This is a genomic window from Bradyrhizobium sp. URHA0013 (genome assembly GCF_000518345.1).
GTDB lineage: Bacteria > Pseudomonadota > Alphaproteobacteria > Rhizobiales > Xanthobacteraceae > Bradyrhizobium.
In genome coordinates this window covers 1,425,329-1,452,005 of sequence record NZ_KI912426.1, presented here as the reverse complement: position 1 = coordinate 1,452,005, position 26,677 = coordinate 1,425,329, and the positions used below count along the sequence as shown (strand labels likewise).

Sequence of the window (26,677 nt, the reverse complement as noted above, 5' to 3'; positions counted from 1 at the left end):
GCGTAACCCATCCTACGATTCTGATGTTGCCGCGCCCAGCGCCCGCACAGCAATCGCCACGCACGCCACCATCAGCACCGCCGCGAGCAGGAACGGCGCGCCGGGCAGCTGCCACGGCGCGCTGGCGCCGATGAAGTATGAAAACGTCAGCGTGAACAGGAACGGGCCGACGAGCTGCGACACGCTCTGCACGCTCGCGGTCGCGCCCTGCAACTGGCCCTGCTGATCAGGCGCGACCAGCCGCGTCATCAGCGATTGCATGGCAGCGCCCGAAATGCCCCACAGCGACATCACGGGAATGCCGATCCAGAACAGCGGCCCGGTCGGCGCCGCGCCGAAGATCACGAAGCCGATCGCGCCACAGCACAGGCCCATCAACAACGCATTGCGCTCGCCGAGCACACGCACGATCGGGCCGATCGCGAGCCCCTGCACCACCATGGCGCAGACGCCGACCATCGCCAGCGTCAATCCCACGGTCTTCGAATCCCAGCCGTAGCGATAGGTCGCGTAGAGCACGAAGGTCGAGGGCAGCACGACATGCGCGACCTGCGCGATGAAGTTGACGACTGACAACGCAGCGAGCACCGCGTTGGAACGCAGCAGGCGGAGCGCGCCGAGCGGATTGGCGCTCCTCCAGCGGAACGGTGCGCGCTTGTCCGGCGCCAGCGATTCCGGCAGGACGAAGAGCCCATAGAGCGCATTGGCAAAGCTTAAGGCCGCCGAGGCCCAGAACGGCAGGCGCGGATCGATATCGCCGAGCAGGCCGCCCAACGCCGGGCCCAGCACGAAGCCGGCGCCGAACGCAGCGCCAATCCTGCCGAACACCGCAGCGCGCCGCTCCGGCGGCGTGATGTCTGCAATATAGGCAAAGGCGGTCGAGATGCTGGCCGAGGTGATGCCCGAGATGACGCGGCCGACGAACAACCAGACCAGCGACGGCGCCAGCGCCATCAGCACATAATCGGCCGCGAGCCCGAAATTCGACAGCAGCACCACCGGCCGCCGCCCGAAGCGATCCGACAGCGCGCCAAGCACCGGCGAGAACACGAACTGCATCAGCGCCCAGGCGGTGCCGAACAGCCCGAAGATGCGGGCCGCATGCGCCGTGTCGTTATCGACGAAGCTCTCGATCAGTTTCGGCAGGATCGGCATGATCACGCCGAGCGCGAGCATGTCGAGCAGGATCGTGACGAAGATGAAGGCGACCGCACCGCGCCGGATTGGCGCTGCGTCCTGCGCCATCGCCTCGCCGGCGTCGTTGCTCACGACGGCCGCTTGCGCTTGTGGGCGAACGGATTGGCCTTCTCGCGCAAGGTGATGCGCACCGGTGTGCCCGGCAGCTCGAAGGCCTCACGCAGCGAATTGGTAAGGTAGCGCAGATAGGACTGCGGCACCGCATCCGCACGCGAGCAGAACAGCACGAAGCTCGGCGGGCGGGCCTTGGTCTGCGTGATGTAGTTCAGCTTGAGTCGTCGTCCGGACACGGCCGGCGGCGGATTGGCCTGGACCGCCTCCTCGAACCAGCGGTTCAGCGCCGCGGTCGACACACGCCTGTTCCAAAGCGCATAGGCATCCTGGATCGCCTGCATCAATCGATCTATGCCCTCGCCCATCAAGCCGGAGACGGCGACGATCGGCACGCCCTTGATCTGCGGCAGCAAGTGATCGGCATCGCGGCGCAGGTTCGAGATCGCGCCGCCGCCCTTGCTCTCCATCAGGTCCCATTTGTTGACGGCGAGCACGACGGCGCGACCCTCGCGCTCGATCAGGTCGGCGATGCGAAGATCCTGCTCCTCGAAACGGTTCTGCGCGTCCATCATCATCACGACGACTTCGGCAAAGCGCACCGCGCGCAGTGCGTCGGCGACCGAGAGCTTTTCGAGCTTCTCCTCGATCCGGGAGCGCCGGCGCAGACCTGCGGTGTCGAACACGCGAAACTCGCGGCCCTTCCAGTTGATCTCGACCGCGATGGAATCGCGCGTGGTGCCGGCCTCCGGGCTCGTCAGCAGACGCTCCTCGCCGAGCAGATGATTGATCATCGTCGACTTGCCGGCGTTGGGCCGGCCGACGATCGCGACCCGGATCGGGCGCGTGGCGGCCTCTTCCTCCGTCAGCGGTTCGTCGTCTTCGAACTCATCCTCCTCCACCGGCTCCGGCATCAGCGGTCGCAGAGCGTCGTAGAGCTCACCCATGCCCTCGCCGTGCTCGGCCGAGATCTGGATGGGATCGCCGAGGCCGAGCGCGAAAGCCTCCATCGCGCCGGCATCGCCATGCTTGCCTTCGCTCTTGTTGGCGACGAGCAGCACCGGCTTGTTGGCCTTGCGGGCGAAATCGGCGAAGGCGCGATCGTTGGGCGTGAGGCCCATGCGGGCATCGATCACGAAGAACAGCGCGTCGGCCTGTGCGATCGCGGCCTCCGTCTGCTCCTGCATGCGGGCGGTCAGCGAACCCTTGGCGCCTTCATCGAGGCCGGCGGTGTCGATGATCGTGAAGTCGAGATCGCCGAGCCTGGCCTCGCCCTCGCGGCGATCGCGGGTGACGCCCGGCAGATCATCGACAAGCGCGAGCTTCTGCCCGACCAAGCGGTTGAACAGCGTCGACTTGCCGACATTCGGCCGGCCGATAATGGCAATCTTAAAGGACATGGGTCATTCGTGCGCTGCCGGAGCCGCGCCTGTCAATGAAATGAAAAATTAGCGCGAGAAGCTGCCGCTCGGCATCGGTGCCGGGAAGGCGCCCTGCGATTGCTGCTGGGTGGTCTGGGTCGGTTGCGCCTGCTGGACCGGCTGATCGGGCGGCGGCGCGGTGGTGCGCTTGCGCACGATCTTCTGCCTGGGCGGCGGAGTGGCCGCGGGCGGCGCGGCCTCGGGCTGGGCCTCGCCATCGACTTCGCCGGCGGGCGCCTCAGCCGGCGCAACGGCCGCGCTGGCCGGCTGCCTGGTCTTTTTCGCCTTGGCACCCTTCGCCGGCTTGGCTGGCTCGGGCAGAGGCTCGGTGGGCAGAGCCGCGACGGCGGGGCCGTTCGGATCGGGCTGTTGCTGCGCGCCCTTGTACATATCCTTCGGAACGCCCTGCTCGAGGCCCGGCACGCCTTCCGGGAACACCGGCTTGCGGTCGCCCGGCAGCTTCTTCTTGGTATCGAGGAAGTCGAGCATGTCGCTCGGATCGAAGCTGGAGCAACCGCCCAGCACGCCCGTGAAGGCGATCAGGACGGCGGCTGCGATCAAGCGTGGCGTGCGGCGCATATCGGGATCTCGTCTCAGCTCTCGGCTCAGCTCTTCGCTACGGGCGGCAGCAGGGCCTGCAGCGCCTCGGCGCGTGAGCGCAGGCCGGGCGGCGTTTCGCCGTCCTCGGCAATCGCGTCCAGCCATTTGCGGGCCGCAGTCATGTCGTTGTTGCGCCAGGCCGACAGCGCCAGCATCTCGCGGGCGGTATGGCGGAAGGTCGATTTGGGCGCGGTGGAGGCTTCCAGCCGCTGCTGCATGTCCGCATAGCCCGCGCTGTCGAGCAGGAGACCGGCGGCGCGGATCTTTGCCAGATCCTGCCACTCGCCGCCTACGCTGCGGTCGGCGGCGATGTCGTCATACAGCTTGGCGCCTGCCTTGGGATCGCGGGCCGCCGCCTCGGCCGCGGCACGCAGCCGCGCCAGAGTGCGATAGCCTGATGGAGCCTTGGCAGCGAGCTCGGTGAAGGCCGCCTCGGCCTCCGCATGCTTGTCCTGCTCGGACAGCTCGGCGGCCTTCTCGAAGGCAGCACCGGCCTCGGCAGCCTTCTTGGCCTCCACATACTGGTAAGCGCGCCAGCCACCCACGGCGGCGACGATCAGCACCATCAGTGCGATAAAGACGATCGAATATTTGTCCCACAGCTTCTTGAGCTGCTCGCGACGTACTTCCTCGTCGACTTCGTCAAATAATTCAGACACTTATGCTAATCCCATGCCCGTCCGGGTGCGCGCGCCAAAGCGTTCGCGTCAGGAATCCCGTCCCCCACGTGGCGGCGGGGTACCCTAACGATATGGCGGTGGCAAGGCAAAGCGAGCCCGATCAAGGCGTTAACCACCCGAGACAGCCCGGACAGACCGCCTCCCCGGCTCAGGTTCCCAACAGCTCCCGCAGCTGCCGCTTCAGCACCTTGCCATTGGCATTGCGCGGCAGCGGCTCCGCGGTGATCACCATGGTCTCCGGGACCTTGTAGTCGGACAGCCGTTCCGCGCACCAGGCGCGCAAGGCTTCGCTGTCCACTGGTGCGCGCGTGACCACCACGGCGTGAACGCGTTCGCCCAGCACCGGGCAGGCCTTGGCGACGATCGCGCTCTCGACCACGGCGGGATGGCCGGCCAGCACGGATTCGACCTCGGCCGAATAGATCTTGAGGCCGCCGCGGTTGATCATGTCCTTCTGCCGGTCGAACACCCGGACAAATCCCTCCGCGTCAACCGAGCCGAGATCGCCGGAATGCCAGAACCCGCTGGTGAAGCTTTCGGCCGTGGCTTTTGGATTGTTCCAGTAGCCCTTGATCACGGAGGCACTCTGGATCCAGAGCTCGCCGATCTCCCCAGGCGGCAGCTCACGCCCGTCCGCCCCCATTGCCAGGATGCGTGCACCGGGACACGGCAGGCCGACGCTGTCGATATGGGTTGCCGTCAACTCGCCCGGCATGATCGTGGACGGCGACGTGGTCTCGGTCGCACCGTAGCAATTCGCCAGCTCGAGGCCGGGAATGATCGCCTTGAGCTTCTCGATGGTGGCAACCGGCATCGGTGCGCCGCCAAAGCCTCCGATGCGCCAGCTCGATAGATCGTAGCTCTCGAAATCGGGCTGGAGCAGGCAGAGATTGTACATCGCCGGCACCATCACCGTGTAGGTGACGCGCTCGCGCGCGGCGAGCTTGAGATATTCGCCCGCCTTGAACTCCGGCATGATGATCAGCGCGCCGCCGCAGCAGATCATCGTCGTGATGTTGGCGACGACGCCGGTGACATGGCCGAGCGGCACCGCCGCGATCGAGCGGTCGGCCGCCGTCAATTGCAGGCAGGACACGAAGATCATCGAGGAATGCACGATGTTGCAATGGGCCAGCATCGCACCCTTCGGCTTGCCTGTCGTGCCCGAGGTGTAGAGGATCATCGCGGTGTCCTCCTCGCTGGTCGCGACCGGCGCCGCGGCCGGGACGTTGTCTGCCAGCACCGCGAAACGCGACAAAGCCGGATCGTCGTCGACGGCGATGCGGTGGATTATTTCGGGTACATCCCGCGCATCCGGCAGCCGCTCCGCGAGCGCCGCCTCGTGGATCAGGATTTTGGCACCGCAGTCGGCGAGCACATAGGCGATTTCCGGTTTCTGCTGGCGCGTGCTGAGCAGCACCGTCACGAGCCCCTCATGCGCGGCAGCAAACAGCAGCAGCGGGAATTCGACGCGGTTGCCGAGCAGGATCGCGACACGATCGCCGCGCTGCAATCCGAGCTTGCGAAATCCCGCCGCAATCTGCGCAGCCTGCTCGACGGCCTGCCGCCAGTTCAGCCGGACATGGCCTGAGATCAGCGCTTCGCCGTCGGGATTGCGGGCGCAGGCGTCCGCAATCATCGCCCACAGGCTCGACGGCCGATCGCAAAATGCCGGCACGATCCGATCGCCGAAGCGCGCCTCGAACCGCATTGGAGGGATCTGAGAATGCGACCAGTCCATCGAAATGCCTTGGCTTGTTGCTCTCGTTATCTTCCGCGCATGGCATGCGGTCCTGTCTTGTGCTGATCGGCTAGCCGCCCATCACGGGAACGCCGATGACGACAGGATGGAACGCAAACGCCAGCGCCAGATAAGCGACGATTCCAACCACGACCGCGATCAGATCGTTGGTGACGCCGCCGTCCGGAATCGGCGGACCGCCACCATCGGTCCGACGCTTCAGCGTGATGCGATCATACACCGCCCAGCCCAGGAAGGAGCCGAACAGGATGATGGAGCCGAGATCGCCATTGGCCAAAAGATGCGCCGCCGCCCACAGCTTGATGCCGGCCAGCATCGGATGTTTCAGCGTCGCATAGATGCGGCCGCGCAAGTAGGATGCGACCACCAGGATGACCGCGGGCAACATCAGCGCGAGCGTGATATGCTTCAGCGCCTTCGGCGGATACCAGACGTCGATCCAGCCGGTCGCGCGATAATGCGCGAAGCCCCAGATGATCAGTGCGAGCCCCGCGAGCGAGGCAAGCGAATAGAGGATCTTGTAGGTCCCCTCGCCCAGTCTCGCGATGGCCTGCGCGCGCGCCTCGCGTTTCGTCGTGAACACATGCGCCGCGAAAAACAGCGCAAGCCCCAGGATCATAACCAGCAGACCCACGAGATTCTCCCCTCAACCAGCGCCCCAGCCCATGGCGTATCATCGATTGTGGGCGGGTCGCAACTAATGCGCTACTTGTGGATCTCGCGATTGTCGACATACCGGATCGCGATCGGCCGCCCGGCGATGGCACTGCCAAGACCGCCGGTGAATTTCAGCGGCAGGCAGGCGTTCAACGATGAATTGATCGCATCCAGGTAGGTGGTTCTCGTCTCGGCGGAGACCCCCGCGGTCGCAAAGGTCAGGCGCGGCGGGCCGATCAGGCCGCCCGATTTGTTGAAGCTGAAACGCACGGCGATCTGCATGCCCGCGCGCGCATTGTCCGTTGGCGGCGACCAGCAGCTGCGCAGCTCGGCGAAGAGATCGCCGATCGTATCGAGATCGTGATCCGGCTTCTGGTATTTGGCGCGATCCGCCTCCGTTGGCACGCTTTGGATCGTGAGCTGGAGGTTCTGGCCGTAGGGATAGTCGATCTCGGGAATACAGGGGCCAGGCTCGAGCGGGCTGCAATAGGACGGCGTGCAGGGCCTGCCATCGAGCACGCTGCACGGCTCGTGCGAAAACGGAATTGGGTTGATTTGCCGGGGCCGCGCATCGGCGGCGATCGTCGAGATCGCCAGCAGGAGGAAAACAAGGATGCCGCGCCACATGAAGTGAACTCGCAAGGCCACATGGGTGAACGTGGCATTGCCGCCGGCAACGTCAAGCCTGCGGCTGTTCACATGCGCGCGTCCAAGGACGGTGTCGTCGTCCGGCTTGACCGGACGCCACAGTACTCCCAGACGTTTGTGATTGAGCCGAGAGGCTGCGGCGTACTGGATGCCCCGCTTTCGCGGGGCATGACAGCGGAGGGTGAGGAGCGGACGGAGCCACACCCTACCCCTTCTTCTTGACGTCCTTGACGTTGGTGAACTCGATGCCCTCGGCCCGTTCCCTTGTGTAGCCGAGATAGAACTCGTTCCGCGCCAGATAGACCGGATCGCCGTCGACATCGTCGGCGATGCTCGAAGTGTTGGTCGCGATGAAGGTATCGAGCTTCTTGCGGTCGTCCGAAGAGACCCAGCGCGCGAGTTGGAACTCGCTGACCTCGAATTCGACCGGCAGCGAATATTCCGCATCCAGCCGCGCCTTGAGCACGTCGAGCTGCAGTGCGCCGACAACGCCAACCAACGCGGGCGCGCCGTCGCGCGGGCGGAACACCTGCACAACACCCTCTTCCGACATCTGCTGAAGCGCTTCCTTCAGCTTCTTCGCTTTCATCGCATCCGTAAGACGCACGCGGCGGACGATTTCCGGCGCAAAGCTCGGCACGCCGACGAAGTTGAAATCCTCACCGTCGGTCAGCGTATCGCCGATCCGCAGCGTGCCGTGATTGGGAATCCCGACGACGTCGCCCGCATAAGCCTCGTCCGCAACCGAACGGTCCTGCGCGAAGAAGAATTGCGGGCTGGACAGCGGCATGCTCTTGCCGGTGCGCACGAGCTTCGCCTTCATGCCGCGGCTCAGCTTGCCGGAGCACAGGCGGGCGAAGGCGATGCGGTCGCGGTGGTTGGGATCCATATTGGCCTGGATCTTGAACACGAAGGCGCTCATGCGGGGGTCGGTGGCTTCGACCTTGCGCTGGTCGCTCTCCTGCGCGCGCGGCTCGGGCGCGAACTTGCCGAGCCCTTGCAGCAGGTCGCCGACGCCGAAATTGCGGAGCGCGCTGCCGAAATAAACCGGCGTCAGATGGCCCTCGCGAAACGCTTCGAGCTCGAACGGTTTTGAAGCCGCGGTGACGAGCTCGAGCTCGTCCTTGACCGCCGACACGTCGAGATTGGCGTTGAGCTTGGCGAGCTCGGCGATCTCGATCTGCTGCGCCGCGCCGGTCTTGGCGCCGCCGCCTTCGAGCAGACGCACGCCGCCATTGACGACGTCATAGGTGCCGAGGAACTCACGGCCGCGGCCGACGGGCCAGGTCATCGGCGTGGTATCGAGCGCCAGCGTCTTCTCGATCTCATCGAGGAGCTCGAACACGTCGCGGCTCTCGCGGTCCATCTTGTTGATGAAGGTGATGATCGGGATGTCACGAAGACGACACACCTCGAACAGCTTTCGGGTGCGCGCCTCGATGCCCTTGGCGGCGTCGATCACCATGACGGCGGAATCGACCGCCGTGAGCGTGCGATAGGTGTCTTCCGAAAAGTCCTCGTGGCCCGGGGTATCCAGCAGGTTGAACACGAGGCCCTCGAACTCGAAGGTCATAACCGATGTCACGACCGAGATGCCGCGCTCGCGCTCGATCTTCATCCAGTCCGAACGCGTGTTGCGCCGCTCGCCTTTGGCCTTGACCTGCCCGGCCAGATTGATGGCGCCGCCGAACAGCAGCAGCTTTTCGGTCAGCGTGGTCTTGCCGGCGTCCGGATGCGAGATGATGGCAAAAGTCCGCCGCCGCGACACTTCAGCGGCAAGCGAGGAACGGGCCGTCGATTCGGCTGTGGTGGCGATGTCGGACATTGCGGCAGCGTTTGGCAGGGAAAATGAGCCTGATCAAGCCTCATCTGGTGATTGCGGAGCCTTCCGGCCAGTCCCATATCCGCCTGGTTGGGAGGGACGACCTTCCCTTTCCACAGCACGCCAGTCGCGGGGACGACCCTGCCTTGAATGGAGGGTCGTCATGGCCTGGAGCATCCTGTTCGTCGCCGGTCTGCTGGAGATCTCCTGGGCGATCGGCCTCAAATATACCGAGGGGTTCACCAAGCTCGTTCCGTCGGTCCTCACGCTCGGCGCCATGGCCGGCAGCATCATCCTGCTCGGGCTCGCCCTCAAATCGCTGCCGATTGGAACTGCTTATGCAGTCTGGACCGGTATCGGCGCGGTCGGTACCGCGACGCTCGGCATCATCCTGTTCGGCGAGCCGGCCACCGCGTTCCGCCTCGCCAGCATCGGGCTGATCGTCGCCGGGATTGTCGGACTGAAGCTGGTTACCTGACGAAGATCTTGACCGCCCACCAGCTCAGCGCGGCGACGATGGCCGAGGCCGGCATCGTGATCACCCAGGCATAGACGATCGAGCTGGCGACGTTCCAGCGCACCGCCGAGAGGCGCCGGGCGGCGCCGACGCCGACGATGGCGCCGGTGATGGTGTGGGTGGTCGAGACGGGAACGCCGAGGAAGGTCGCCATGAACAGGGTCGCGGCACCGCCGGTCTCGGCGCAAAAGCCCTGCATCGGGGTCAGCTTGGTGATGCGCAGGCCCATGGTCCGGACGATGCGCCAGCCGCCCATCAGCGTCCCCATCGCCATTGCGGCCTGGCACGAAAGCACCACCCAGAAGGGGACGAAGAATTCGCCGCCGAGCTGGCCCTGCGAATAGAGCAGCACGGCGATGATGCCCATGGTCTTCTGCGCGTCGTTGCCGCCGTGGCCGAGCGAATAGAGCGAGGCGGAGGCGAATTGCAGGATGCGGAAGGCGCGATCCACGGCAAAGGGCGTGGAGCGCACCGAGGCCCAGGAGACGATCGCAACCAGCACCATCGCGAGCAGAAAGCCGACGAGCGGAGACAGCACGATGGCGATCACCGTCTTGGACAATCCGCTCCAGACCACCGCCGAAAGGCCCGCTTTGGCCACGCCGGCACCAAACAAGCCCCCGATCAATGCGTGCGACGAGGACGATGGGATGCCGAGCGCCCATGTCACCAGGTTCCAGACGATGGCGCCGACCAGCGCAGCGAAGATCACCTGGGCATCCACGATCGCGGGATCGATGATGCCGGTGCCGATGGTCTGGGCGACGTGCAGCCCGAACACCATGAAGGCGACGAAATTGAAGAAGGCGGCCCAGAACACCGCGTATTGCGGCCGCAGCACGCGGGTCGAGACGATGGTCGCGATCGAATTGGCGGCGTCGTGCAGGCCGTTCAGGAAGTCGAACAGCAGCGCGACGGCGATCAGTCCGACCAGGACGGGAAGACCCAACGCAACATCCACGGCGCGGTCCCCTGCCCTAAACTTGCTCGATGACGATGCTGTTGATCTCGTTCGCGACGTCGTCGAAGCGGTCGGCCACCTTCTCGAGATGATCGTAGATCTCCGCGCCGACGATGAAATCCATCGCGTTGCCGTTGCGATGCTTGAGGAACAGTTCCTTCAGCCCGATATCATGGAGATCGTCGACGCGGCCTTCCAGCTTGCCCAGCTCTTCCGTGATCGCGGTCAGCATGGCCACGTTCTGGCCGATCTTCTGCATCAGCGGCAGCGCGCGACCGACCAGATTGGCGCATTCGATCAGAAGCCCGCCGATCTCCCGCATCGGCGGCTCGAAGCTGCGGACCTCGAACAGCATCACGGCCTTGGCGGTCTGCTGCATCTGGTCGATGGCGTCATCCATCGAGGTGATCAGGTTCTTGATGTCGCCGCGGTCGAACGGGGTGATGAAGGTGCGGCGCACCGCGGTCAGCACCTCACGGGTGATGTTGTCGGCATCGTTCTCGAACTGATTGACGCGCTGGCAATAGACCGGCGTCTCCTCACCCCCGTTGAGCATGCTCTGGAGCGCGATCGAGCCCTGGATCACGGTCTGGGCGTGGCGGTCGAACAGGTCGAAGAACCGTTCTTCCTTGGGCAGGAAAGCGCGAAACAATCGCATCATGGGAGAGAGACTACCGGTTCGGTTGGATAATGGCCTGGCCCGAGCGGGCCGTCATGAAACTGTCATAGACCATTTTCGATCCACGCGCGTGCCACCTCACGCCCGTGGAGCCGGATCATCCACCGCTTTCGCGCGTCAGCCTATCTTCCATTATATCAATGACTTACAGCGACCGCCGGAAGTAATGCGCGATTTCGCCGATGACGCCGCGGCGGAAGGTGAGCACGCAGATCACGAAGATCGAGCCCTGGATCACGGTCACCCACTGGCCGAACCCCGCCAGATATTGCTGCATGGCGATGATCACGAAGGCACCGACCACGGGACCGAACACGGTTCCGAGTCCGCCGACCAGCGTCATCAGCACGACTTCGCCCGACATCGACCAGTGCACGTCGGTAAGCGAGGCGTTCTGCGCCACGAAGACTTTCAGCGCACCGGCAAAGCCGGCCAGCGTGCCCGACAGGACGAAAGCCAGGAACTTGTACTGATCGGTGCGGTAACCCAGCGAGATCGCGCGCGGCTCGTTCTCGCGGATCGCCTTGAGGACCTCGCCGAACGGCGAGTTGATGATGCGGAAGATCAGCAGGAAGCCGGCGAGGAAGCCGACCAGAACCACGTAGTAGAGCACGGTCGGCTTGGTCAGATCGAAGACGCCGAACATGCGTCCCTGCGGAATGCCCTGGATGCCGTCTTCACCATGGGTGAACGGGGCCTGGAGGTAGATGAAGTACAGAAGCTGCGACAGCGCCAGCGTGATCATCGAGAAATAGATGCCCTGGCGGCGGATCGAGATATAGCCCGTGATGAGCGAGAGCACGAAGGCACCGGCGACGCCGACGAGGATGCCGAGCTCCGGCGGCAACGCCCACACCTTCAGCGCATGCGCGCTGCAATAGCCGGCCGTGCCCAGGAACATCGCATGGCCGAAGGACAGCAAACCGCCATAGCCGATCAGCAGGTTGAAGGCGCAGGCGAGCAGCGCGAAGCACAGCGCCTGCATCACGAAGAACGGGTAGACCCCCGTGAATGGCACCGAAGCCAGCAGCAGCGCCATCACCACGAAGACGATCATCTCGTCGCGGATCGCGCGCGGGGTTACCGGCAGCGTGTCGTCCGTCAAGGCTGTCATGTCAGGCCGCCCTTCCCGTCAATCCCGTTGGCTTCACCAAGAGCACCAGCACCATCAGCACGAACACGACGGTGTTGGAGGCCTCGGGGTAGAAATATTTGGTCAGGCCCTCGATCACACCGAGCGCGAAGCCGGTGATGATGGAGCCCATGATCGATCCCATGCCGCCGATCACCACCACCGCGAACACCACGATGATGAGGTCGGCGCCCATCAGCGGTCGCACCTGGTTGATTGGCGCCGACAGCACGCCGGCGAGCGCGGCAAGGCCGACACCGAGGCCGTAGGTCAACGTGATCATGCGCGGAACGTTGACGCCGAAGGCGCGCACCAGCGTCGGGTTTTCGGTGGCGGCGCGCAAATAGGCGCCGAGCCGGGTCTTCTCGATCAGGAACCAGGTCGCGATGCAGACCACCAGCGAGAAGATGACCACCCAGCCGCGATAGACCGGCAGGAACATGAAGCCGAGATTCATGCCGCCCTTGAGCTGGTCCGGAATGGCGTAAGGCAGGCCGGAGGAGCCGAAATAGTTCTGGAACACGCCCTGCACGATCAGCGCAATGCCGAAGGTCAGAAGCAGGCCGTAGAGATGATCCAGCCCGGTCAGCCATTGCAGCATGGTTCGTTCCAGGATCATGCCGAAGATGCCGACAATGATCGGTGCAAACAGCAACGCCCACCAGTAGTTGATGCCGCCGAGGTTCAGCAGGAAGTAGGCGACGAACGCGCCCATCATATAGAGCGCGCCATGGGCGAAATTGATGATGTTGAGCATGCCGAAGATCACGGCAAGCCCGAGACTGAGCAGCGCGTAGAACGAGCCGTTGATCAGTCCCACCAGTAGCTGAGCGTAAAGAGCCTGCATCGATCCCGCACCCGGTCCCTTCGGCGTTCCCTGAAAGTCGCCCGCAGGCCAGATGGCCTGCGGGCGGTTATCTTACTTCTTCAACAGAGCGCACTTGCTCTCGGACAGCGGCGTGAAGGCCTGGTCGCCCGGCACCGTGCCGACCAGCTTGTAGAAATCCCACGGTCCCTTGGACTCGGAGGGCTTCTTCACCTCGAACAGATAGGCATTGTGGATGGTGCGGCCGTTGGGCTGGATCTCGCCCTTGCCGAACAGATCGTCTTCCGTCGGCATCGATTTCATCTTCTCGACGACCTTGGCGCCGTCATGCGGGTTGCCGCCGAGCGCTTCCAGTGCCTTGAAATAGTGACGCACGCCCGCATAGACGCCGGCCTGCACCATGGTGGGCGGCGCGTTGTTCTTCATCTTGTCGGCGAAGCGCTTCGAGAACGCCCGGGTCTGATCGTTCATGTCCCAGTAGAAGGTCTCGGTGAAGTTGAGGCCCTGTGCGGTCTCGAGCCCGATCGCCTTGACGTCGGTGAGGAACAGCAGCAGCGCTGCGAGCTTCTGGCCGCCCTTGACGATGCCGAACTCGGCCGCCTGCTTGATCGTGTTGGTGGTGTCGCCGCCGGCATTGGCAAGGCCGATGATCTTGGCCTTGGAGGCCTGCGCCTGCAGCAGGAAGGACGAGAAGTCCGGCGTGTTGAGCGGGTGCTTGACGCCGCCGACCACCTTGCCGCCATTTGCGGTAACGACAGCGGTGGTGTCGCGCTCCAGCGCCGCGCCGAAGGCGTAGTCCGCGGTCAGGAAGAACCAGGTGTCGCCGCCGGCCTTCACCAGCGCCTGGCCGGTGGTGTGGGCCAGCATGTAGGTGTCGTAGGTCCAGTGCACCGTGTTGGGTGAGCACTGCGCGTTGGTCAAATCCGAGGTCGCCGCGCCCGAGTTGATATAGACGCCGTTCTTTTCCTTGATGACGTTGTTGACCGCGAGCGCCACGCCGGAATTCGGCACGTCGACGATGACGTCGACCTTGTCGACGTCGAACCATTGCCGCGCGATCGCGGTGCCGATGTCGGGCTTGTTCTGGTGATCACCCGAAATGATGTCGATCTTCCAGCCCTTCGCAGCCAGACCGGAATCTTCAATGGCCATCTGCGCGGCGAGCGTCGAGCCCGGTCCGCCGAGATCGGCATAGAGCCCGGACTGATCGGACAGCGCGCCGATCTTGACGGTCTTGTCCTGCGCGAAGGCTACGCCCGCGGTGGTCACGGCCAGCGCCGTGCCGAGCAGAAACGACGCAATCGACTTTGTCATCATGCTACTTCCCTATGAATCTTCTTGTTGGCCGTTCTAGACGCCGAGATAGGTGTGGAGCTTGTCCATGTTGGCGGCAAGCTCCGCATTGGAAAATCCGTCAATGATCTTGCCGTGCTCGACCACGTAATAGCGGTCGGCGACGGTGGATGCGAACCGGAAGTTCTGCTCGACCAGGAGGATCGTAAAACCCTCCTTCTTGAGCCGCGCAATGGTGTGGCCGATCTGCTGGATAATGACTGGCGCGAGACCCTCGGTCGGCTCGTCCAGCATCAGGAAGTTCGCGCCGGTGCGCAGGATGCGCGCGATCGCAAGCATCTGCTGCTCGCCGCCGGAGAGCTTGGTTCCCTGGCTGTTGAGCCGTTCCTTCAGGTTCGGAAACAGATCGAAGATCTGCTCGAGCGGCAATCCGCCGGGACGCACCACCGGTGGCAACAGCAGGTTCTCCCGCACGTCGAGGCTGGCGAAAATTCCACGCTCCTCCGGGCAGAACGCGATTCCCATCCGCGCGATCTTGTCCGAGGTCGTGCGGATGATGTCCTGGTTGTTGAACTTCACCGAGCCGGTGCGCTTGCCGATGATGCCCATGATCGACTTCAGCGTGGTGGTCTTGCCGGCGCCGTTGCGCCCGAGCAGGGTGACGACCTCGCCCGCGTTCACGTCGAAGTTGATCCCGTGCAGGATGTGAGACTCGCCGTACCAGGCTTCCAGGTTGCGGACCTGGAGCAGGTTGCCGCCGCTCGCGGCCTTTGCGGGAGCGTCCGCCGTCGCAGTCTCAGCCATGACCGGCTCCCAGATAGGCTTCCTTGACGCGTTCGTCCTTGGTGAGCTCGCTGTAATGGCCCTGCGCCAGCACCTGTCCGCGCGTCAACACGGTGATGATGTCGGAGAGATTGGCCACGACGCTCAGATTATGCTCAACCATCAGGATGGTGTATTTCGCGGAGATGCGCTTGATCAGCGCCGCGATCTTATCGATGTCCTCGTGGCCCATGCCGGCCATCGGCTCGTCCAGCAGCATCATCTCGGGGTCGAGCGCGAGCGTGGTTGCGATCTCCAGTGCGCGCTTGCGCCCGTAGGGCATCTCGACCGCGGGCGTATTGGAAAACTCGCTGAGGCCGACATCGTTCAACAGCTCGCGCGCGCGATCGTTGAACTGGTTGAGCACGGACTTTGAGCGCCAGAAATCGAAAGAGCTGCCGTGCTGGCGCTGAAGCGCGACGCGGACGTTTTCCAGCGCGGTGAGATGGGGAAATACTGCCGAAATCTGGAACGAGCGCACGAGCCCCAGGCGGGCCACGTCGGCGGGCGCCATCGCGGTGATGTCCTGCCCCTTGTACAGGATTTTTCCGGCAGACGGTTTGAGGAACTTGGTCAAAAGATTGAAGCACGTCGTCTTCCCGGCGCCGTTCGGGCCGATCAACGCGTGAATGCTCCCACGGCGAACCTTGAGCGCAACGTCGCGGACGGCGAAGAAGCCCGCGAACTCCTTGGTCAAGCCTTCCGTTTCGAGAATGAACTCATCGGTCAAACAGTTTTCCCCCTGCCCGCACAACGCGCGTGGCTATCCTTGTTGCTTCGGCTTTCCGGAGGCCTTGGAGCCACTCCCTGGAGCCCATCCGGAACGCCGCCTCCGGGCGCGGAATATGCCGGAGGTGACGGGGGTTAGGCAAGGCGGAAAGCTGAGCAGGTCAGGCCTCCGGCCGGGAGACTTATGCTCCCTTAGTCGGACGTGTTTTGATGTCGCGCCTGCCCGGCTTCCCGGTTCGCAAAGCGCCGGTCATCAAGCCGTCGTTAACGGTCTTTCGTTCCATGCGCCAGCCTTCATGGAAAATTTTCCCGCAGTGAGGATCATGCGCGGGTTTCAAGCGTCCGGAATTTCTTTTCGTCGGGAATATTGCCTTGGATTTTGCAAGCGCGGCTCCTTCCGTGGTCAAGTCGATCAAGCAACGTGATCTCCTGAACACGTGGCTGCGGCTTTATGGGCGCCAGCAGACGGCTCCGTCGATCTGGGAGTACCAGCCTGCGCGGCTCGAGGAAGAGCTCTCCGATCTGATCTATTATACAGTGGACATGTCGACGCCGACGCCGCGTCTGACCATTCAGAGCGAAGGTACGCGCATCTCGCGGGCCTATGGACACACCGGCAAGGGCGCTCTGCTCGACGACTATATCGGGCCGCGTCTCGCGCCCCTGGTGATGCCGGTCTATCATGAATGCGTGGCGCGCGGGCTGCCTGTCTACAGCGTTGCCGACGTCGATGACATCTACGGCCGTATCGTCGCCTATGAGCGCCTGCTGCTGCCGTTCCAGACCGACGGCAAGGTCTGTCACATCATCGCGTCGCTCAAGACCTTCTGCGAGGACGGCGGCTTCGAGATCAAGAATCTGATGCGCGGAAATGACGCGCTGCCGCGCTCGAGATTGCGCGCGGTGATCGATCGGGACCTGTTCCATCGCACCCCCGGCCGCATCGCGCCGGCCGAGTTGGTCGAGTTCGCGGACCAGCAGAGCTCCGGCGTTCCCACCGAGATCATCGAGCTGAACTAGCGGTCAGCGCGATTTGGCGGCGGCTTCCTTGGTCGTGACTTACTTGGTCGTGACTTCCTTGGCATAGACGTCCGGCTTGAAGCCGACCAGCAGCTTGCCGCCAACTTCAAGCACCGGCCGCTTGATCATCGATGGTTGCGCTAGCATCAACGCCAGCGCCTTTTTCTCCGAAAGGCCTTCCTTGTCGGCATCGGGCAGCTTCTTGAAGGTCGTTCCGGCGCGATTGAGCAGCGTCTCCCAACCGACCTTGTCGCTCCACTGCTTGAGCTTGTCCTTCTCCACCCCCGTCGCCTTGTAGTCGTGGAACGTGTAGGCGACGCCATGGGTGTCGAGCCAGGCGCGCGCCTTCTTCATGGTGTCGCAGTTCTTGATGCCGTAGATGATGTTGGGCAAGACAGTCCTCGCGCATGCGTCGCAGCGTAATGCTCCGGCGTTGTACGCAACTCCAGTTCGCACGACAATATTGCGAATGATGCCAGCTCTTCGGACGGACACTCCATGCACGTCACCCACGATCCAGCCGCGACCGCATCGCCGACCATCGACTTCGACACCTTCCTTGCGGTCGATATCCGCGTCGGCACCATCATCGATGCAAAGCCGTTCCCGGAGGCGCGCAAGCCGGCCTGGCGGCTGTGGATCGACTTCGGTCCCGCGATCGGCGTGCGCAAGAGCTCTGCGCAGATCACCGAAAACCATCCGCTTGAAACGCTGGTGGGCCAACAGGTGGCTGCGGTCGTGAATTTCCCGCCGCGCCAGATCGGCCCTGTTGTCTCGGAGGTGCTGACTCTCGGTTTCCCTGATGCCAGCGGCAAGGTCGTGCTGGTGCAGCCGAGCAAGCCCGTGCCGAACGGCGGACGGCTGTTCTAGCCCCGCGCGATCGAGGGCGGTTCTTCAGGCCGCCGGCGACGCTCCTTAACGATTCGCTCCGCCTGTGTCCCGGTCCGGGTTGTCGGGGTTGACCGGGATCCAGTTCGGTAATAAAAATGACTGACCGATCGTTTTTTATATTGATCAGCGCTCTTGGGTCCTTAGCCCGCAGAGCGACTAAAACGATCGAGCTGTCAGTTATTTATGGATGGCCGGATGCCCAAGATCAGCGACAAGCAACGTGAAGGCCGCCGGCAGCAGATTCTCGAAGCCGCCCTCGCCTGCTTCGCTGAGGACGGTTTTCACCAGACCGGGATGGCCGACATCGTCAAACGGTCGGGGCTGAGCCATGGTGCGGTCTATCTCTACTTCCAGAGCAAGGACGATCTGATCGAGGCACTCGCCGACGACCGGCACCGGCGCGAGGCCGTGCTCAACTCGGTCGCGCAAGGATCGGGCGATCCGATCGAAGGACTTCACGCGCTGGTCGGCGTCTACGCGCAATGGCTCACCGACCCCGCCGGCGAAGCGCGCCGCCGTGTCGGCATCCACGGCTGGGCCGAGGCCCTGCGCAACCGCCGCGTCCGCACCAGCGTCGTAGAAGGCATCGACATGCCGCGCGCCCTGATTGTCGCGCTGGTCGAGCGTGGCCAGCATGACGGCCTCATCAAGCGCGATCTCGGTGCGGAAGCGATCGCGCGCGTGCTGATCGCGATCTTCCAGGGCTTTGTGCTGCAAAAATGCTGGGGCCAGGATTTTGACATCGAGGCCTGCATGGCGGCCGTGACCGGCGTGATAGATGGATTTCGCATCACGAAGGCCGACGTCAAGCGACGGACCAGGAGCTGAGCGATGTCATGGATCCATGACCTGCTCGCAGGCATTGGTGTCGGCCTTATCGGCGGGCTGACATCGGGCTTCATGGGCACAAGTCCCGGAGGCGGTCTCGTGATCTTCAGCGTCCTGCTGCTCGGCGCCGAGCAACACATCGCCCAGGGCACGTCGCTGATCACGCAGGTTCCACCGACCGGACTCGCGGGCGTTCGCCGCTATTGGCAGAGCGGCAATCGCAGTCCCTTGCTGTGGATCGTCTGGATCGGCATCGGCTTTCTCTTCGGCGGCGCCGGCGGCGGCTACGCTGCGGCCGCAGTCTCCGACTCGGTGTTGCAATGGACCTACGTCGTCTATCTCGTCGCGCTGATCGCTCTCCTGATCCTGCGCCGCGACCGCGAGGAGGAAAACAATAAGACCGCCGACCGAGACGAGCTGCCCTGGCTGCCGCTGCTCCTCATCGGCATGCTTGCCGGATTTTCCTCCGGCTTCATGGGTATCGGCGGCGGGCTGGCGATCACCGTCGGGCTCGCGGCGGGCCTGCGGGTGCCGCAGCACCAGGCGCAGCTCGTCAGCCTCGTCTTCTCAGTCATCCCGACCAATATTCCGGCCGCCGGGATCTACTGGAGCAAGGGACTCATGGTCGGTTGGCCCGCCATCATCGGCATTCTTGCCGGCCTCTGGGTCGGCACTGATCTCGGTGCGCGCGCAGCCAATCGCGTCAGCAAATCGGTGCTGCGCCGGGTCATGATCGCCGTCATCCTGCTGATGGCGCTCTACATGACCCACAAGGCGCTAACCTGATCTTACGGCCGCTTCGGAATGTTGAGCCCGCGCTCGACCGCCCGACGCGCCAGCCCGCGTTCGAGCCAGGCGGCGACGGATTTGAACTGGCTGAACTCGACGAGATCGCCGGCGCCGTAGAAACCGATGAGATTGCGCACCCAGCCGAGCATGGAGATGTCGGCGATGGTGTAGTCGTCGTCCATGAACCATTGCCGACCGGCAAGATGCATCTCCATCACCCCGAGCAGCCGCTTGGCCTCGCCCACATAGCGCTCGAGCGGCCGCTTGTCCTCGAAGTCCTTGCCGGCGAATTTGTGGAAAAAGCCGACCTGGCCGAACATCGGCCCGATGCCGCCCATCTGGAAATGCAGCCACTGGATGGTCTGGTAACGGCGCGAGGCATCCTGCGGCAGCAGCTTGCCGGTCTTCTCCGCGAGGTATTGCAGGATCGCTCCGGATTCGAATAGCGGCAGCGGCCTGCCGCCGGGACCATCGGGATCGAGGATCGCCGGGATCTTGCCGTTCGGATTGAGCGAGAGGAACTCCGGCGTCTTCTGGTCGTCCTTGCCGAAATCGACGAGATGGACTTCGTAGGGAAGCCCGATCTCTTCCAGCATGATCGAGACCTTGACGCCGTTCGGCGTCGGCAGCGAATAGAGCTGGAGCAGCTCCGGGTGCTTGGCCGGCCAGCGCTTGGTGATGGGAAAGGCGGACAGATCGGACATCAGGACCCCGGCTTCGTTCATGAGATGCCGCCTAGTCTAGGCCAGCGGACGAACGACGCAAGGTCGAGTGGTCAGATCATTTTCCCGCACAGTTCACAACGGCCGCAGCAAATGGTTGGTGGCGTGCATCACGTCGCGCTGTGCGCGTTGCTCGATGAAGAGCTGGCCGGTGACGAGCAGCGCTCCGGTGAAGACGAGTGCGAGCATCGCCGTCGCGAACTGACTGGCATCCCTCATCGGACGAGCTTCTCCCTGTTCGGTTCGCACGAGGAACGCGGGCCGGCCATCGTCTGTTCCTGCAAGCTTCAAATAAATTGCAGCTTTTTCCCGAATCGTCCTCATCGGTAGCCTCAATAATTGATCTCCATCCGCAAGCCCCGCGGGTCGGTCTGCTCCCCGCCGAACCGCTCCGTGCTGTCGCGTGCCGCGATCGCGCAGGCACAGGCGTCGATGAGATCGTCACGGCCGATGCCCGTGCCGTGTCGTTGATTCAGCCATGTCGGCAAGCGCACGAAGCCGCGCTGCTGCAGGAGTGCGATGCGCTGCTCCCGGCCCTCTGCAGACGTCTTCTTTGCAAGCCGGGCCCGCCCAGCGAGATTCCAGAAAATCAATTCCGGATGCGCTTCGCCGATCGTCGTCTGCCGCGTCGGCGTCATGATCTCGTCGGCATCCCTGATCTTGTCCCTGATGTTCCAGAGCTGCGCTGACACGCCCCTGCCCTTGCCCTCGCACTCCCAGTAGTGACGGTTAGCTGCGGCCATGTCGGCAAATTTCCAGAGGTCGCGGCGCGCGCCGAGAAACACGGCAGCACCGACGAGCTCGCGCGCGCGCAAATCGCAGATGCGATATCCGCTCCATTTCAAGCCGATCGGCATGTCGATCATCGCCCGGGCATGCGGCAGCGCAAGCAGCCGCACGAGACCCGGCGAATAATCGAACGCGTGATTGCCGCGGTCGTCGATCCAGGCGGCGACCCAGCCGAAGCGAAATCCGTCAAGGCCGAGATAGTTTGGCCATTTCCTGATCCCTGACGGACATCCGCCCGCTCCTCTATCCCGGTCCCTCGCCCCGGTGCTGCTCGAACAGGCGCTGCGCCAGCAACGCATGGCCGAGCGTGCCGCCGGCGCGAACCGCCGCCGCAATCAGCGCGGCTTCCGCGATTTCTTCGCGCGTTACACCGGCCTTCGCCGCCTGCGCCGTGTGCACATCGAGGCAATAGGCGCATTGCGTGGTGAGCGCGACCGCGAGCGAGATCAGCTCGCGATATTTTGGCGGAATCAATCCGTCCTTGCGCTCGACCGCGTGGTTGAACGCAAGGAACGCGTTGGCCTCGACCGGCGCGAGCGCCACCAAGGCCGGGACGGATTTCAGATCGTCAGGGCTTTGATAACAGGTCATGGCTCACCTCGTCAGATATTCGCGCAGCAGGGCGCGGGCGCGATGCAGGCGTGCTTTCACGGCCTGCCGGGTCGCACCGAGTGCGACGGCGATTTCGTCGATGGTCATTTCCTTGACGTCGCGCATCAGCGCGACATCGCGGTAGTGCGGCGGCAGTGCCTCGAAGGCCGCCGCGACGTCGAGCCGCAAATCGGCTTCAGGACGCAACAGCAGCAGCGCCTCCGCTTCTCCGTCGTCGCTCGCCGACGCGAGGCCTGCCTTACGGGCGAGCCGCAGGCATTCGCGGCGGACCACACTGAACAGCCAGGCCGAAAACGCCAGCCACGAGCGGATCGTGCCGACATGGCGAAACAGGATCCATAGCGCCTCCTGCGTCGCATCCTCGGCATCCGCCGAGCTGCGACAGGTGGCGCGGGCATAGCGGCGGATGTTCGGCTGCGCCGTCTCGAGCAGAGACGCGATCGCCTGGGGATCGCCGAGGCGCGCGGCCTCGAACAGGTCCGGCGAGATCCCAGCGGCGCTCACGACACGCCTCCTCTTCCGATGCCGGCCATCGCGCACATCGGACAATAGCCGACGAGGCCGGTCAGTGCGAAGCCGGCGCCGCCGAGAGCCACCAGCCAGGCCGCGGCGCCGGTCAGGTACACGAATGCCGCGACGGCCACCGCGACGCCAAAGGCGATCCGCACGGCCTGATGCAGGCCGCCGATGTTCTTCCTGTAAAATGCCATCACATCCTCCGAGACGAGCCGAAGCAAAATGCCTCGACCCTCAAGAGAGTGTGCGACGAGCGGAAAGGATTCGCGGCAAGTGCAATTTTTTTCGCGATCAGCCTCCGACGGCCTGATAGGCCAGACGCTTGAATTCGAAGAAGAACGGATTCCAGAAGCCCATGTAGCGCTGCGTCATCAGCACACCGGCGGTATTGGCCTGCGGGCATATCCACCAATGGGTGCCCGCAAGGCCGCCCCACTGGAATTCGCCGGTCGAATTCGAAGGATCGAACGGCATCGGCGCGAAGGTGACGGCGCCGCCGAGGCCAAAGCCCTTGCCGGGGATCGGGCCGAGATTGGCGAAGCGGATGTTCTCGCCGGCGGGCAACTGGTTCGTCATCATCTGCCGCAGCGTCTCCGGCTTCAGCAGAGCATCCGAGCCCGGGAGCAGCGCGCGGGCCAGAGCAAGCATGTCGGGCAAGGTCGAGACCAGTCCGCCGCCGCCCGACAGCCGCGGGAATTGCCGCCGATAGGCCTGCGGATAAGGCAGGTCGTCGGCCCGGGTGAGGCCGGGCTTGAGGGGATCGAGCACATCCGTGCCGTTGTAGAGCGCGACCAGCCTGCCCTGCTGCGCGTCCGGCACGTGGAAGCCGGTGTCGGTCATGCCGAGCGGCTCGAAGATGCGCGCCTTGAGGACGGCGTCGAGCGGCTTGCCGGAGACCACCTCCACGACGCGCCCGAGCACGTCGGTCGCAACCGAATACTCCCAGGAAGCGCCGGGATGAAAGGACAGCGGCAGATCGGCGAGCTGGTCGATCATGTCGGTCAGCGGCGTCAACGGATTGAGAACGCGCGCCTCGTTATAGCCTTTGAACAGCACCATACCGGGATCGAAGATGCCGTAGCTGAGGCCGGAGGTATGGGTCAGAAGCTGCCGGATCGTGATCGGGCTTTTCGCAGGCTCGACGTCGGCAAGGCCCAAAGCGCCCGGCTTCAGAACCTTGCGATTGCCGAGTTGCGGCAGGAATTTCTCGACAACGTCATCGAGCCCGATGCGGCCCTCCTCGACCAGCAGCATGACCGCGCAGGTGACGAAGATCTTGGTGTTGGAAAACGCACGAAAAATGTGATCGGGCCGCAGCGCGGTGCTCGCCTCGCGGTCGGCAAAACCGACGCACTGCTGATCGACGACCTCGCGGCCCCGCAGCACCGCCCAGGATGCACCCGGAATGATCTCCTGATCGACGTAACGCTGCATTGCCGTCCGCGCGGCGGAAAAATCAGGTGTTCTGGCGTCCATGTGTTTCCCCAATGATGGCTGGGATCGGTATAGCGTGAATTCGCCGGATATGAAGCCTGACCGGACGGCGCAGCTCATTCCTGCTTCATGAACGCGGTGACGTGCAGGCGGCGCCGAGTCCGCATCCCCTGCCGCTGGTACAGCGCGATGGCCGACGAGTTGCTCGAAAACACGTGCAGGAACGGAATTTCGCCGCGCGCCTCGATCTGGCGTGCGACAGCCGCCAGCAGCGCCTGCGCGTAGCCCCGCCCGCGATGGTCGGGGTGGACGCAGACGGCCGTCATCTCGACGAAATTTCCCGGCTTCATGCGCTCGCCGGCCATCGCGACCAATTCGCCGCCGGCACGGATGCCGAGGAACGTCCCGAGTTCGTGGGTGCGCCGCGCGAATGGACCGGGCTTGGTCAACTCCGTCAGCGCCATCATGGCGGGAACGTCGGCCGCACCCAGTCGAACGATCTCGGCATCGCGAAGCGGACTGTCGACCGGAGAGCCGATCATCTGCTCGCAGGGTCCGGCCAGCACGACTTTGAAACCTGCGGGAACGTCGACGGCGTCCGGTGTGAACAGCGCGGCGACCTGCGGGCCCGACAGGAGATCACGGAGCGCGGCGAAGCTCGCCTCGGACAAGTCGACCATGTCGGCAAAGGGCGTCACGTCCACCGGATAGCGCAGCGCTCGCGGGCCACCCTCGGCCAGATGTTTGTGGCTGGTCGTCAGCGCGCTCCAGATCGGGCGATCCAGCAGCCGCTCATCATGATCGGACACCGGTCTAGTCCTTGTCGAAGCTGACGATGACGGCAGCATTGGCGATGAGAATGGGATCGTTGCCCTGTTCCGGGGCCGAGGGAATCTCCAGGCCGCCCTTCACCGCGTTGACGGTGACAGTGCCGTAAGGCAGCTCCTTCGCGACCGCGTCCTTGTCGACGCTTTCCGGATTCGGCACTGCGATCGTGACGTCTACGAACATGTCGTTCGCAGTCTTGTCGATCATCCGGAAGAAGCCGAGGCTCGAATGCCTGATCGCATCAGAGACGGCACGCCTCGCCGCCTTGGTGGCGTCCCTGCCGTGGACGTCGACGCCCATGCCCATCTCGGTGATACAGCGAACGCGAGCCATGTCTTTATCCTGTGGTTGGTTGAGTAATTGTTGCGAATGTCGGCGATCGGTGATCGCGACACAAGTGCGATCGCTCCTCTCGTGTCCCGGACGCGCTGCAACGCCTTAGCGTTGCTGCGCAGAGCCGGGACCCAGAACGCTACAGAGTTCTCGGATGCATGGGCCCCGGCTCTGCAGCGCATCGCTGAAGGAGCGCTGCGCAGCGTCCGGGGCACGAGATCGCACAAACTCACGCCTTCGCCTTCTCATGCGCGCGCAATTCGTCGACCAGCACCCGCACATTCTCCGAATAATCGATCGGGATCACGACCAGATGCACGCCGCCCTCCTTGAAGGCGGCATCCAGCGTCGCGGCAAAACTATCGATGCTCTCGATCCGATGTCCCTTCGCCCCATAGGCTTTCGCGTACAAGACGAAATCGGGATTGCCAAAGGTCATGCCGAAATCGGCGAAGTGATCGACGGCCTGTTTCCAGCGGATTATGCCGTAGGCGTTGTCCTCGAGCACCAGCACGACCAGATTGAGCTTGAGGCGGACGGCGGTCTCCATCTCCTGGCTGTTCATCATGAAGCCGCCGTCGCCGGCGACCGCGAGCACGCGGCGCTCCGGATAGAGCATCGCGGCCATCATCGCCGACGGCAGGCCGGCGCCCATCGTCGCCAGCGCATTGTCGAGCAGCAGCGTGTTGGCGACACGGATGCGGTAGTTGCGCGCGAACCAGATCTTGTACATGCCGTTGTCGAGCGCGACGATGCCGTTTTCCGGAATGACCTGCCGGATGTCGTGCACGATGCGTTGCGGCGTCGGCGGCCAGCGCGCTTCGGTGGCGCGGTCGGCGATATGCGAGAGAATCCTTTCGCGCAGCGGCAGCAGCGCGGCGGCTTGCGGCAACTTGCCTTCGAGCCGGTCGGCGAGCAGTTCCAGGCTCGGGCCGACGTCGCCGACGACTTCCGCATCGGGAAAATAGACCAGCTCGACGCTGGCCGGCGTGTAGCTGACGTGAATCACCTTCGGACCCGACGGTCCCATGATGAAGGGCGGCTTCTCGATCGGGTCGTGGCCGATCGCGACGATCAGGTCGGCGGCGTCGATCGCGTCATGAACGTAGTCGCGCTCGGACAGCGCGGCGGTGCCCATGTAGAGATTGGTGCCGCCGGGCACCGTGCCCTTCCCCATCTGCGTGGTGAAGAAGGGAATGCCGGTCCGCCGCACGAAGCTGGCGATGCCGTGGGTCGCGCGCGGCCGGCTGGTCGCAGCGCCCATCATCACCAGCGGATGCTTCGCGGCCAAGATCATCTCGGCGGCGCGGTCGAGCGCGGCGCGATGGGCGACTGGGATATCGATCGGATGAACCGGGATCACCGGGACATCAGGCACTTCATCGCCCGCGATGTCCTCGGGCAGTTCGAGATGCACCGGCCCCGGCCGCTCCTCCATCGCCACGCGAAACGCGTCGCGGACCACGGTCGGGATGCTGGAGGCGCTGATGATCTGCCGCGACAGTTTCGTCAGCGGCTTCATGGTGGCGACCACATCGACGATCTGGAAACGCGCCTGCCGGCTGCTCATGATCGGCTTCTGGCCGGTGATCAAGATCATCGGCATCGCGCCAAGATGCGCATATGCCGCGCCCGTCGACAGATTGAGCGCGCCCGGGCCGAGCGTCGAAAGACAAACTCCGGGCTTGCCGGTCAGCCGCCCGTGCGTCGCGGCCATGAAGGCGGCGGCCTGCTCGTGACGGGTCAGGATCAGTTCGATTTTGGAGGTGCGGAGCGATTGCACCAGATCGAGATTCTCCTCGCCTGGCACGCCGAAGATGCGATCGACACCTTCGTTCTCCAGCGCCGCGACAAACAGGTCCGATCCTTTGGCTTTGCGTTCCTGCCCACTCATGTCGCCTCCCGGTCACAATGTCGGCTCCCGTGTTCCACGGCAGCCGGCGCATGGTAACGGTCCGCGGCGCGGGCACAACTCACAAAGAGGCGCGCAACTGCATCAGCCCTGTCATCGCCAGCGCAGCGACGGAGCAACTGGCCGCCGCATTCTCCGCTCTCGTGTCCCGGACGCGGTGCGGCACGCAGTGACGCTCCGCAGAGCCGGGACCTAGAAGGCCGCGC

Annotated in this window: 31 protein-coding genes; 5 read left to right on the top strand and 26 right to left on the bottom strand. The window is 64.1% G+C overall.

The window, feature by feature from the left end; genetic code table 11:
• Positions 1 to 12 precede the first annotated feature (12 nt).
• The 8 genes from N551_RS0127410 to N551_RS0127375 form a co-directional block, all read right to left on the bottom strand.
• A complete protein-coding gene (locus N551_RS0127410) occupies positions 13 to 1,269 on the bottom strand; it encodes a TCR/Tet family MFS transporter (RefSeq protein WP_027569642.1) in 1,257 nt (418 codons plus the stop codon).
• Positions 1,266 to 2,648, bottom strand: a complete 1,383-nt coding sequence (der, locus tag N551_RS0127405) for a ribosome biogenesis GTPase Der (protein ID WP_027569641.1) — start codon at positions 2,646 to 2,648, stop codon at positions 1,266 to 1,268. The genes N551_RS0127410 and der overlap by 4 nt, the downstream gene beginning before the upstream one ends.
• Before the next feature lie 48 nt (positions 2,649 to 2,696).
• Complete coding sequence (locus N551_RS0127400; protein WP_027569640.1) at positions 2,697 to 3,248, bottom strand: hypothetical protein; 552 nt, start codon at positions 3,246 to 3,248, stop codon at positions 2,697 to 2,699.
• Positions 3,249 to 3,274: 26 nt separating this feature from the next.
• Positions 3,275 to 3,928: a tetratricopeptide repeat protein gene (locus N551_RS0127395; RefSeq protein WP_027569639.1), complete on the bottom strand. Its 654-nt coding sequence runs from the start codon at positions 3,926 to 3,928 to the stop codon at positions 3,275 to 3,277.
• Positions 3,929 to 4,097: 169 nt separating this feature from the next.
• The gene (locus tag N551_RS0127390) at positions 4,098 to 5,690 is read right to left on the bottom strand and encodes a class I adenylate-forming enzyme family protein (protein WP_027569638.1); all 1,593 of its coding nucleotides are present in this window, start codon (positions 5,688 to 5,690) and stop codon (positions 4,098 to 4,100) included.
• A gap of 70 nt (positions 5,691 to 5,760) precedes the next feature.
• On the bottom strand, positions 5,761 to 6,345 hold the full coding sequence (locus N551_RS0127385) for an NnrU family protein (RefSeq protein WP_027569637.1): 585 nt from the start codon (positions 6,343 to 6,345) through the stop codon (positions 5,761 to 5,763).
• A 71-nt stretch (positions 6,346 to 6,416) separates the two neighbouring features.
• On the bottom strand, positions 6,417 to 6,995 hold the full coding sequence (locus N551_RS0127380; RefSeq protein WP_027569636.1) for a hypothetical protein: 579 nt from the start codon (positions 6,993 to 6,995) through the stop codon (positions 6,417 to 6,419).
• 226 nt (positions 6,996 to 7,221) lie between these two features.
• On the bottom strand, positions 7,222 to 8,841 hold the full coding sequence (locus N551_RS0127375) for a peptide chain release factor 3 (RefSeq protein ID WP_027569635.1): 1,620 nt from the start codon (positions 8,839 to 8,841) through the stop codon (positions 7,222 to 7,224).
• A gap of 160 nt (positions 8,842 to 9,001) precedes the next feature.
• Between N551_RS0127375 and sugE the strand changes: the two genes are divergently transcribed.
• Positions 9,002 to 9,316: a quaternary ammonium compound efflux SMR transporter SugE gene (sugE, locus tag N551_RS0127370; RefSeq protein ID WP_027569634.1), complete on the top strand. Its 315-nt coding sequence runs from the start codon at positions 9,002 to 9,004 to the stop codon at positions 9,314 to 9,316.
• Here sugE and N551_RS0127365 read toward each other — a convergent pair.
• The 7 genes from N551_RS0127365 to N551_RS0127335 form a co-directional block, all read right to left on the bottom strand.
• Entirely contained in the window at positions 9,309 to 10,316 is a 1,008-nt protein-coding gene (locus N551_RS0127365; RefSeq protein WP_027569633.1) for an inorganic phosphate transporter, read from the bottom strand. The genes sugE and N551_RS0127365 overlap by 8 nt on opposite strands.
• Before the next feature lie 16 nt (positions 10,317 to 10,332).
• Positions 10,333 to 10,977: a DUF47 domain-containing protein gene (locus N551_RS0127360; RefSeq protein WP_027517485.1), complete on the bottom strand. Its 645-nt coding sequence runs from the start codon at positions 10,975 to 10,977 to the stop codon at positions 10,333 to 10,335.
• Positions 10,978 to 11,140: 163 nt separating this feature from the next.
• Positions 11,141 to 12,109: a branched-chain amino acid ABC transporter permease gene (locus N551_RS0127355; protein WP_007592084.1), complete on the bottom strand. Its 969-nt coding sequence runs from the start codon at positions 12,107 to 12,109 to the stop codon at positions 11,141 to 11,143.
• 1 nt (position 12,110) lies between these two features.
• Positions 12,111 to 12,974, bottom strand: a complete 864-nt coding sequence (locus tag N551_RS0127350) for a branched-chain amino acid ABC transporter permease (protein WP_027569632.1) — start codon at positions 12,972 to 12,974, stop codon at positions 12,111 to 12,113.
• A gap of 72 nt (positions 12,975 to 13,046) precedes the next feature.
• Positions 13,047 to 14,270 (bottom strand): ABC transporter substrate-binding protein, encoded by a 1,224-nt coding sequence (locus N551_RS0127345; RefSeq protein WP_027569631.1) that lies wholly within the window; start codon positions 14,268 to 14,270, stop codon positions 13,047 to 13,049.
• A 33-nt stretch (positions 14,271 to 14,303) separates the two neighbouring features.
• Positions 14,304 to 15,050 (bottom strand): ABC transporter ATP-binding protein, encoded by a 747-nt coding sequence (locus N551_RS0127340; RefSeq protein ID WP_027569630.1) that lies wholly within the window; start codon positions 15,048 to 15,050, stop codon positions 14,304 to 14,306.
• Positions 15,043 to 15,798: an ABC transporter ATP-binding protein gene (locus tag N551_RS0127335; RefSeq protein WP_027569629.1), complete on the bottom strand. Its 756-nt coding sequence runs from the start codon at positions 15,796 to 15,798 to the stop codon at positions 15,043 to 15,045. Before N551_RS0127335 ends, N551_RS0127340 begins: the two co-directional genes overlap by 8 nt.
• Positions 15,799 to 16,169: 371 nt before the next feature.
• On the opposite strand from N551_RS0127335, the gene N551_RS0127330 reads away from it, so the two are divergent.
• A complete protein-coding gene (locus N551_RS0127330) occupies positions 16,170 to 16,817 on the top strand; it encodes a PAS domain-containing protein (RefSeq protein WP_051462925.1) in 648 nt (215 codons plus the stop codon).
• A 39-nt stretch (positions 16,818 to 16,856) separates the two neighbouring features.
• On the opposite strand, the gene N551_RS0127325 is transcribed toward N551_RS0127330, so the two are convergent.
• Positions 16,857 to 17,210 carry an ArsC family reductase gene (locus N551_RS0127325; RefSeq protein ID WP_027569627.1) on the bottom strand — a complete coding sequence of 118 codons (354 nt, stop codon included), beginning with the start codon at positions 17,208 to 17,210 and terminating at the stop codon, positions 16,857 to 16,859.
• 105 nt (positions 17,211 to 17,315) lie between these two features.
• Here N551_RS0127325 and N551_RS0127320 point away from each other — a divergent pair, with 105 nt between their 5' ends.
• The 3 genes from N551_RS0127320 to N551_RS0127310 all read left to right on the top strand — a co-directional run bounded on the left by N551_RS0127320 (position 17,316) and on the right by N551_RS0127310 (position 19,322).
• Positions 17,316 to 17,687, top strand: coding sequence for a tRNA-binding protein (locus N551_RS0127320; protein ID WP_027569626.1), 372 nt, complete (start codon positions 17,316 to 17,318; stop codon positions 17,685 to 17,687).
• A 216-nt stretch (positions 17,688 to 17,903) separates the two neighbouring features.
• Positions 17,904 to 18,536, top strand: a complete 633-nt coding sequence (locus N551_RS0127315) for a TetR/AcrR family transcriptional regulator (protein WP_027569625.1) — start codon at positions 17,904 to 17,906, stop codon at positions 18,534 to 18,536.
• Positions 18,537 to 18,539: 3 nt separating this feature from the next.
• Complete coding sequence (locus tag N551_RS0127310) at positions 18,540 to 19,322, top strand: sulfite exporter TauE/SafE family protein (protein ID WP_027569624.1); 783 nt, start codon at positions 18,540 to 18,542, stop codon at positions 19,320 to 19,322.
• Positions 19,323 to 19,324: 2 nt separating this feature from the next.
• On the opposite strand, the gene N551_RS0127305 is transcribed toward N551_RS0127310, so the two are convergent.
• The 10 genes from N551_RS0127305 to N551_RS0127260 form a co-directional block, all read right to left on the bottom strand.
• Positions 19,325 to 20,029 (bottom strand): glutathione S-transferase family protein, encoded by a 705-nt coding sequence (locus N551_RS0127305; RefSeq protein WP_027569623.1) that lies wholly within the window; start codon positions 20,027 to 20,029, stop codon positions 19,325 to 19,327.
• Between the two features lie 93 nt (positions 20,030 to 20,122).
• Positions 20,123 to 20,371, bottom strand: coding sequence for a hypothetical protein (locus N551_RS39030; RefSeq protein WP_197031211.1), 249 nt, complete (start codon positions 20,369 to 20,371; stop codon positions 20,123 to 20,125).
• An 8-nt stretch (positions 20,372 to 20,379) separates the two neighbouring features.
• Complete coding sequence (locus N551_RS0127295; RefSeq protein ID WP_027569622.1) at positions 20,380 to 21,054, bottom strand: DUF429 domain-containing protein; 675 nt, start codon at positions 21,052 to 21,054, stop codon at positions 20,380 to 20,382.
• Between the two features lie 25 nt (positions 21,055 to 21,079).
• Entirely contained in the window at positions 21,080 to 21,427 is a 348-nt protein-coding gene (locus N551_RS0127290) for a carboxymuconolactone decarboxylase family protein (RefSeq protein WP_027569621.1), read from the bottom strand.
• A gap of 3 nt (positions 21,428 to 21,430) precedes the next feature.
• A complete protein-coding gene (locus tag N551_RS0127285) occupies positions 21,431 to 21,952 on the bottom strand; it encodes an RNA polymerase sigma factor (protein WP_027569620.1) in 522 nt (173 codons plus the stop codon).
• Positions 21,949 to 22,158: a DUF2892 domain-containing protein gene (locus N551_RS0127280; RefSeq protein ID WP_027569619.1), complete on the bottom strand. Its 210-nt coding sequence runs from the start codon at positions 22,156 to 22,158 to the stop codon at positions 21,949 to 21,951. Before N551_RS0127280 ends, N551_RS0127285 begins: the two co-directional genes overlap by 4 nt.
• Positions 22,159 to 22,255: 97 nt before the next feature.
• On the bottom strand, positions 22,256 to 23,440 hold the full coding sequence (locus N551_RS0127275) for a serine hydrolase (protein ID WP_027569618.1): 1,185 nt from the start codon (positions 23,438 to 23,440) through the stop codon (positions 22,256 to 22,258).
• A 74-nt stretch (positions 23,441 to 23,514) separates the two neighbouring features.
• Complete coding sequence (locus N551_RS0127270) at positions 23,515 to 24,207, bottom strand: GNAT family N-acetyltransferase (protein WP_027569617.1); 693 nt, start codon at positions 24,205 to 24,207, stop codon at positions 23,515 to 23,517.
• A gap of 4 nt (positions 24,208 to 24,211) precedes the next feature.
• Positions 24,212 to 24,559: a Lin0512 family protein gene (locus N551_RS0127265; RefSeq protein WP_027569616.1), complete on the bottom strand. Its 348-nt coding sequence runs from the start codon at positions 24,557 to 24,559 to the stop codon at positions 24,212 to 24,214.
• Positions 24,560 to 24,788: 229 nt separating this feature from the next.
• The gene (locus N551_RS0127260) at positions 24,789 to 26,453 is read right to left on the bottom strand and encodes an acetolactate synthase large subunit (RefSeq protein ID WP_027569615.1); all 1,665 of its coding nucleotides are present in this window, start codon (positions 26,451 to 26,453) and stop codon (positions 24,789 to 24,791) included.
• Positions 26,454 to 26,677: the final 224 nt, after the last annotated feature.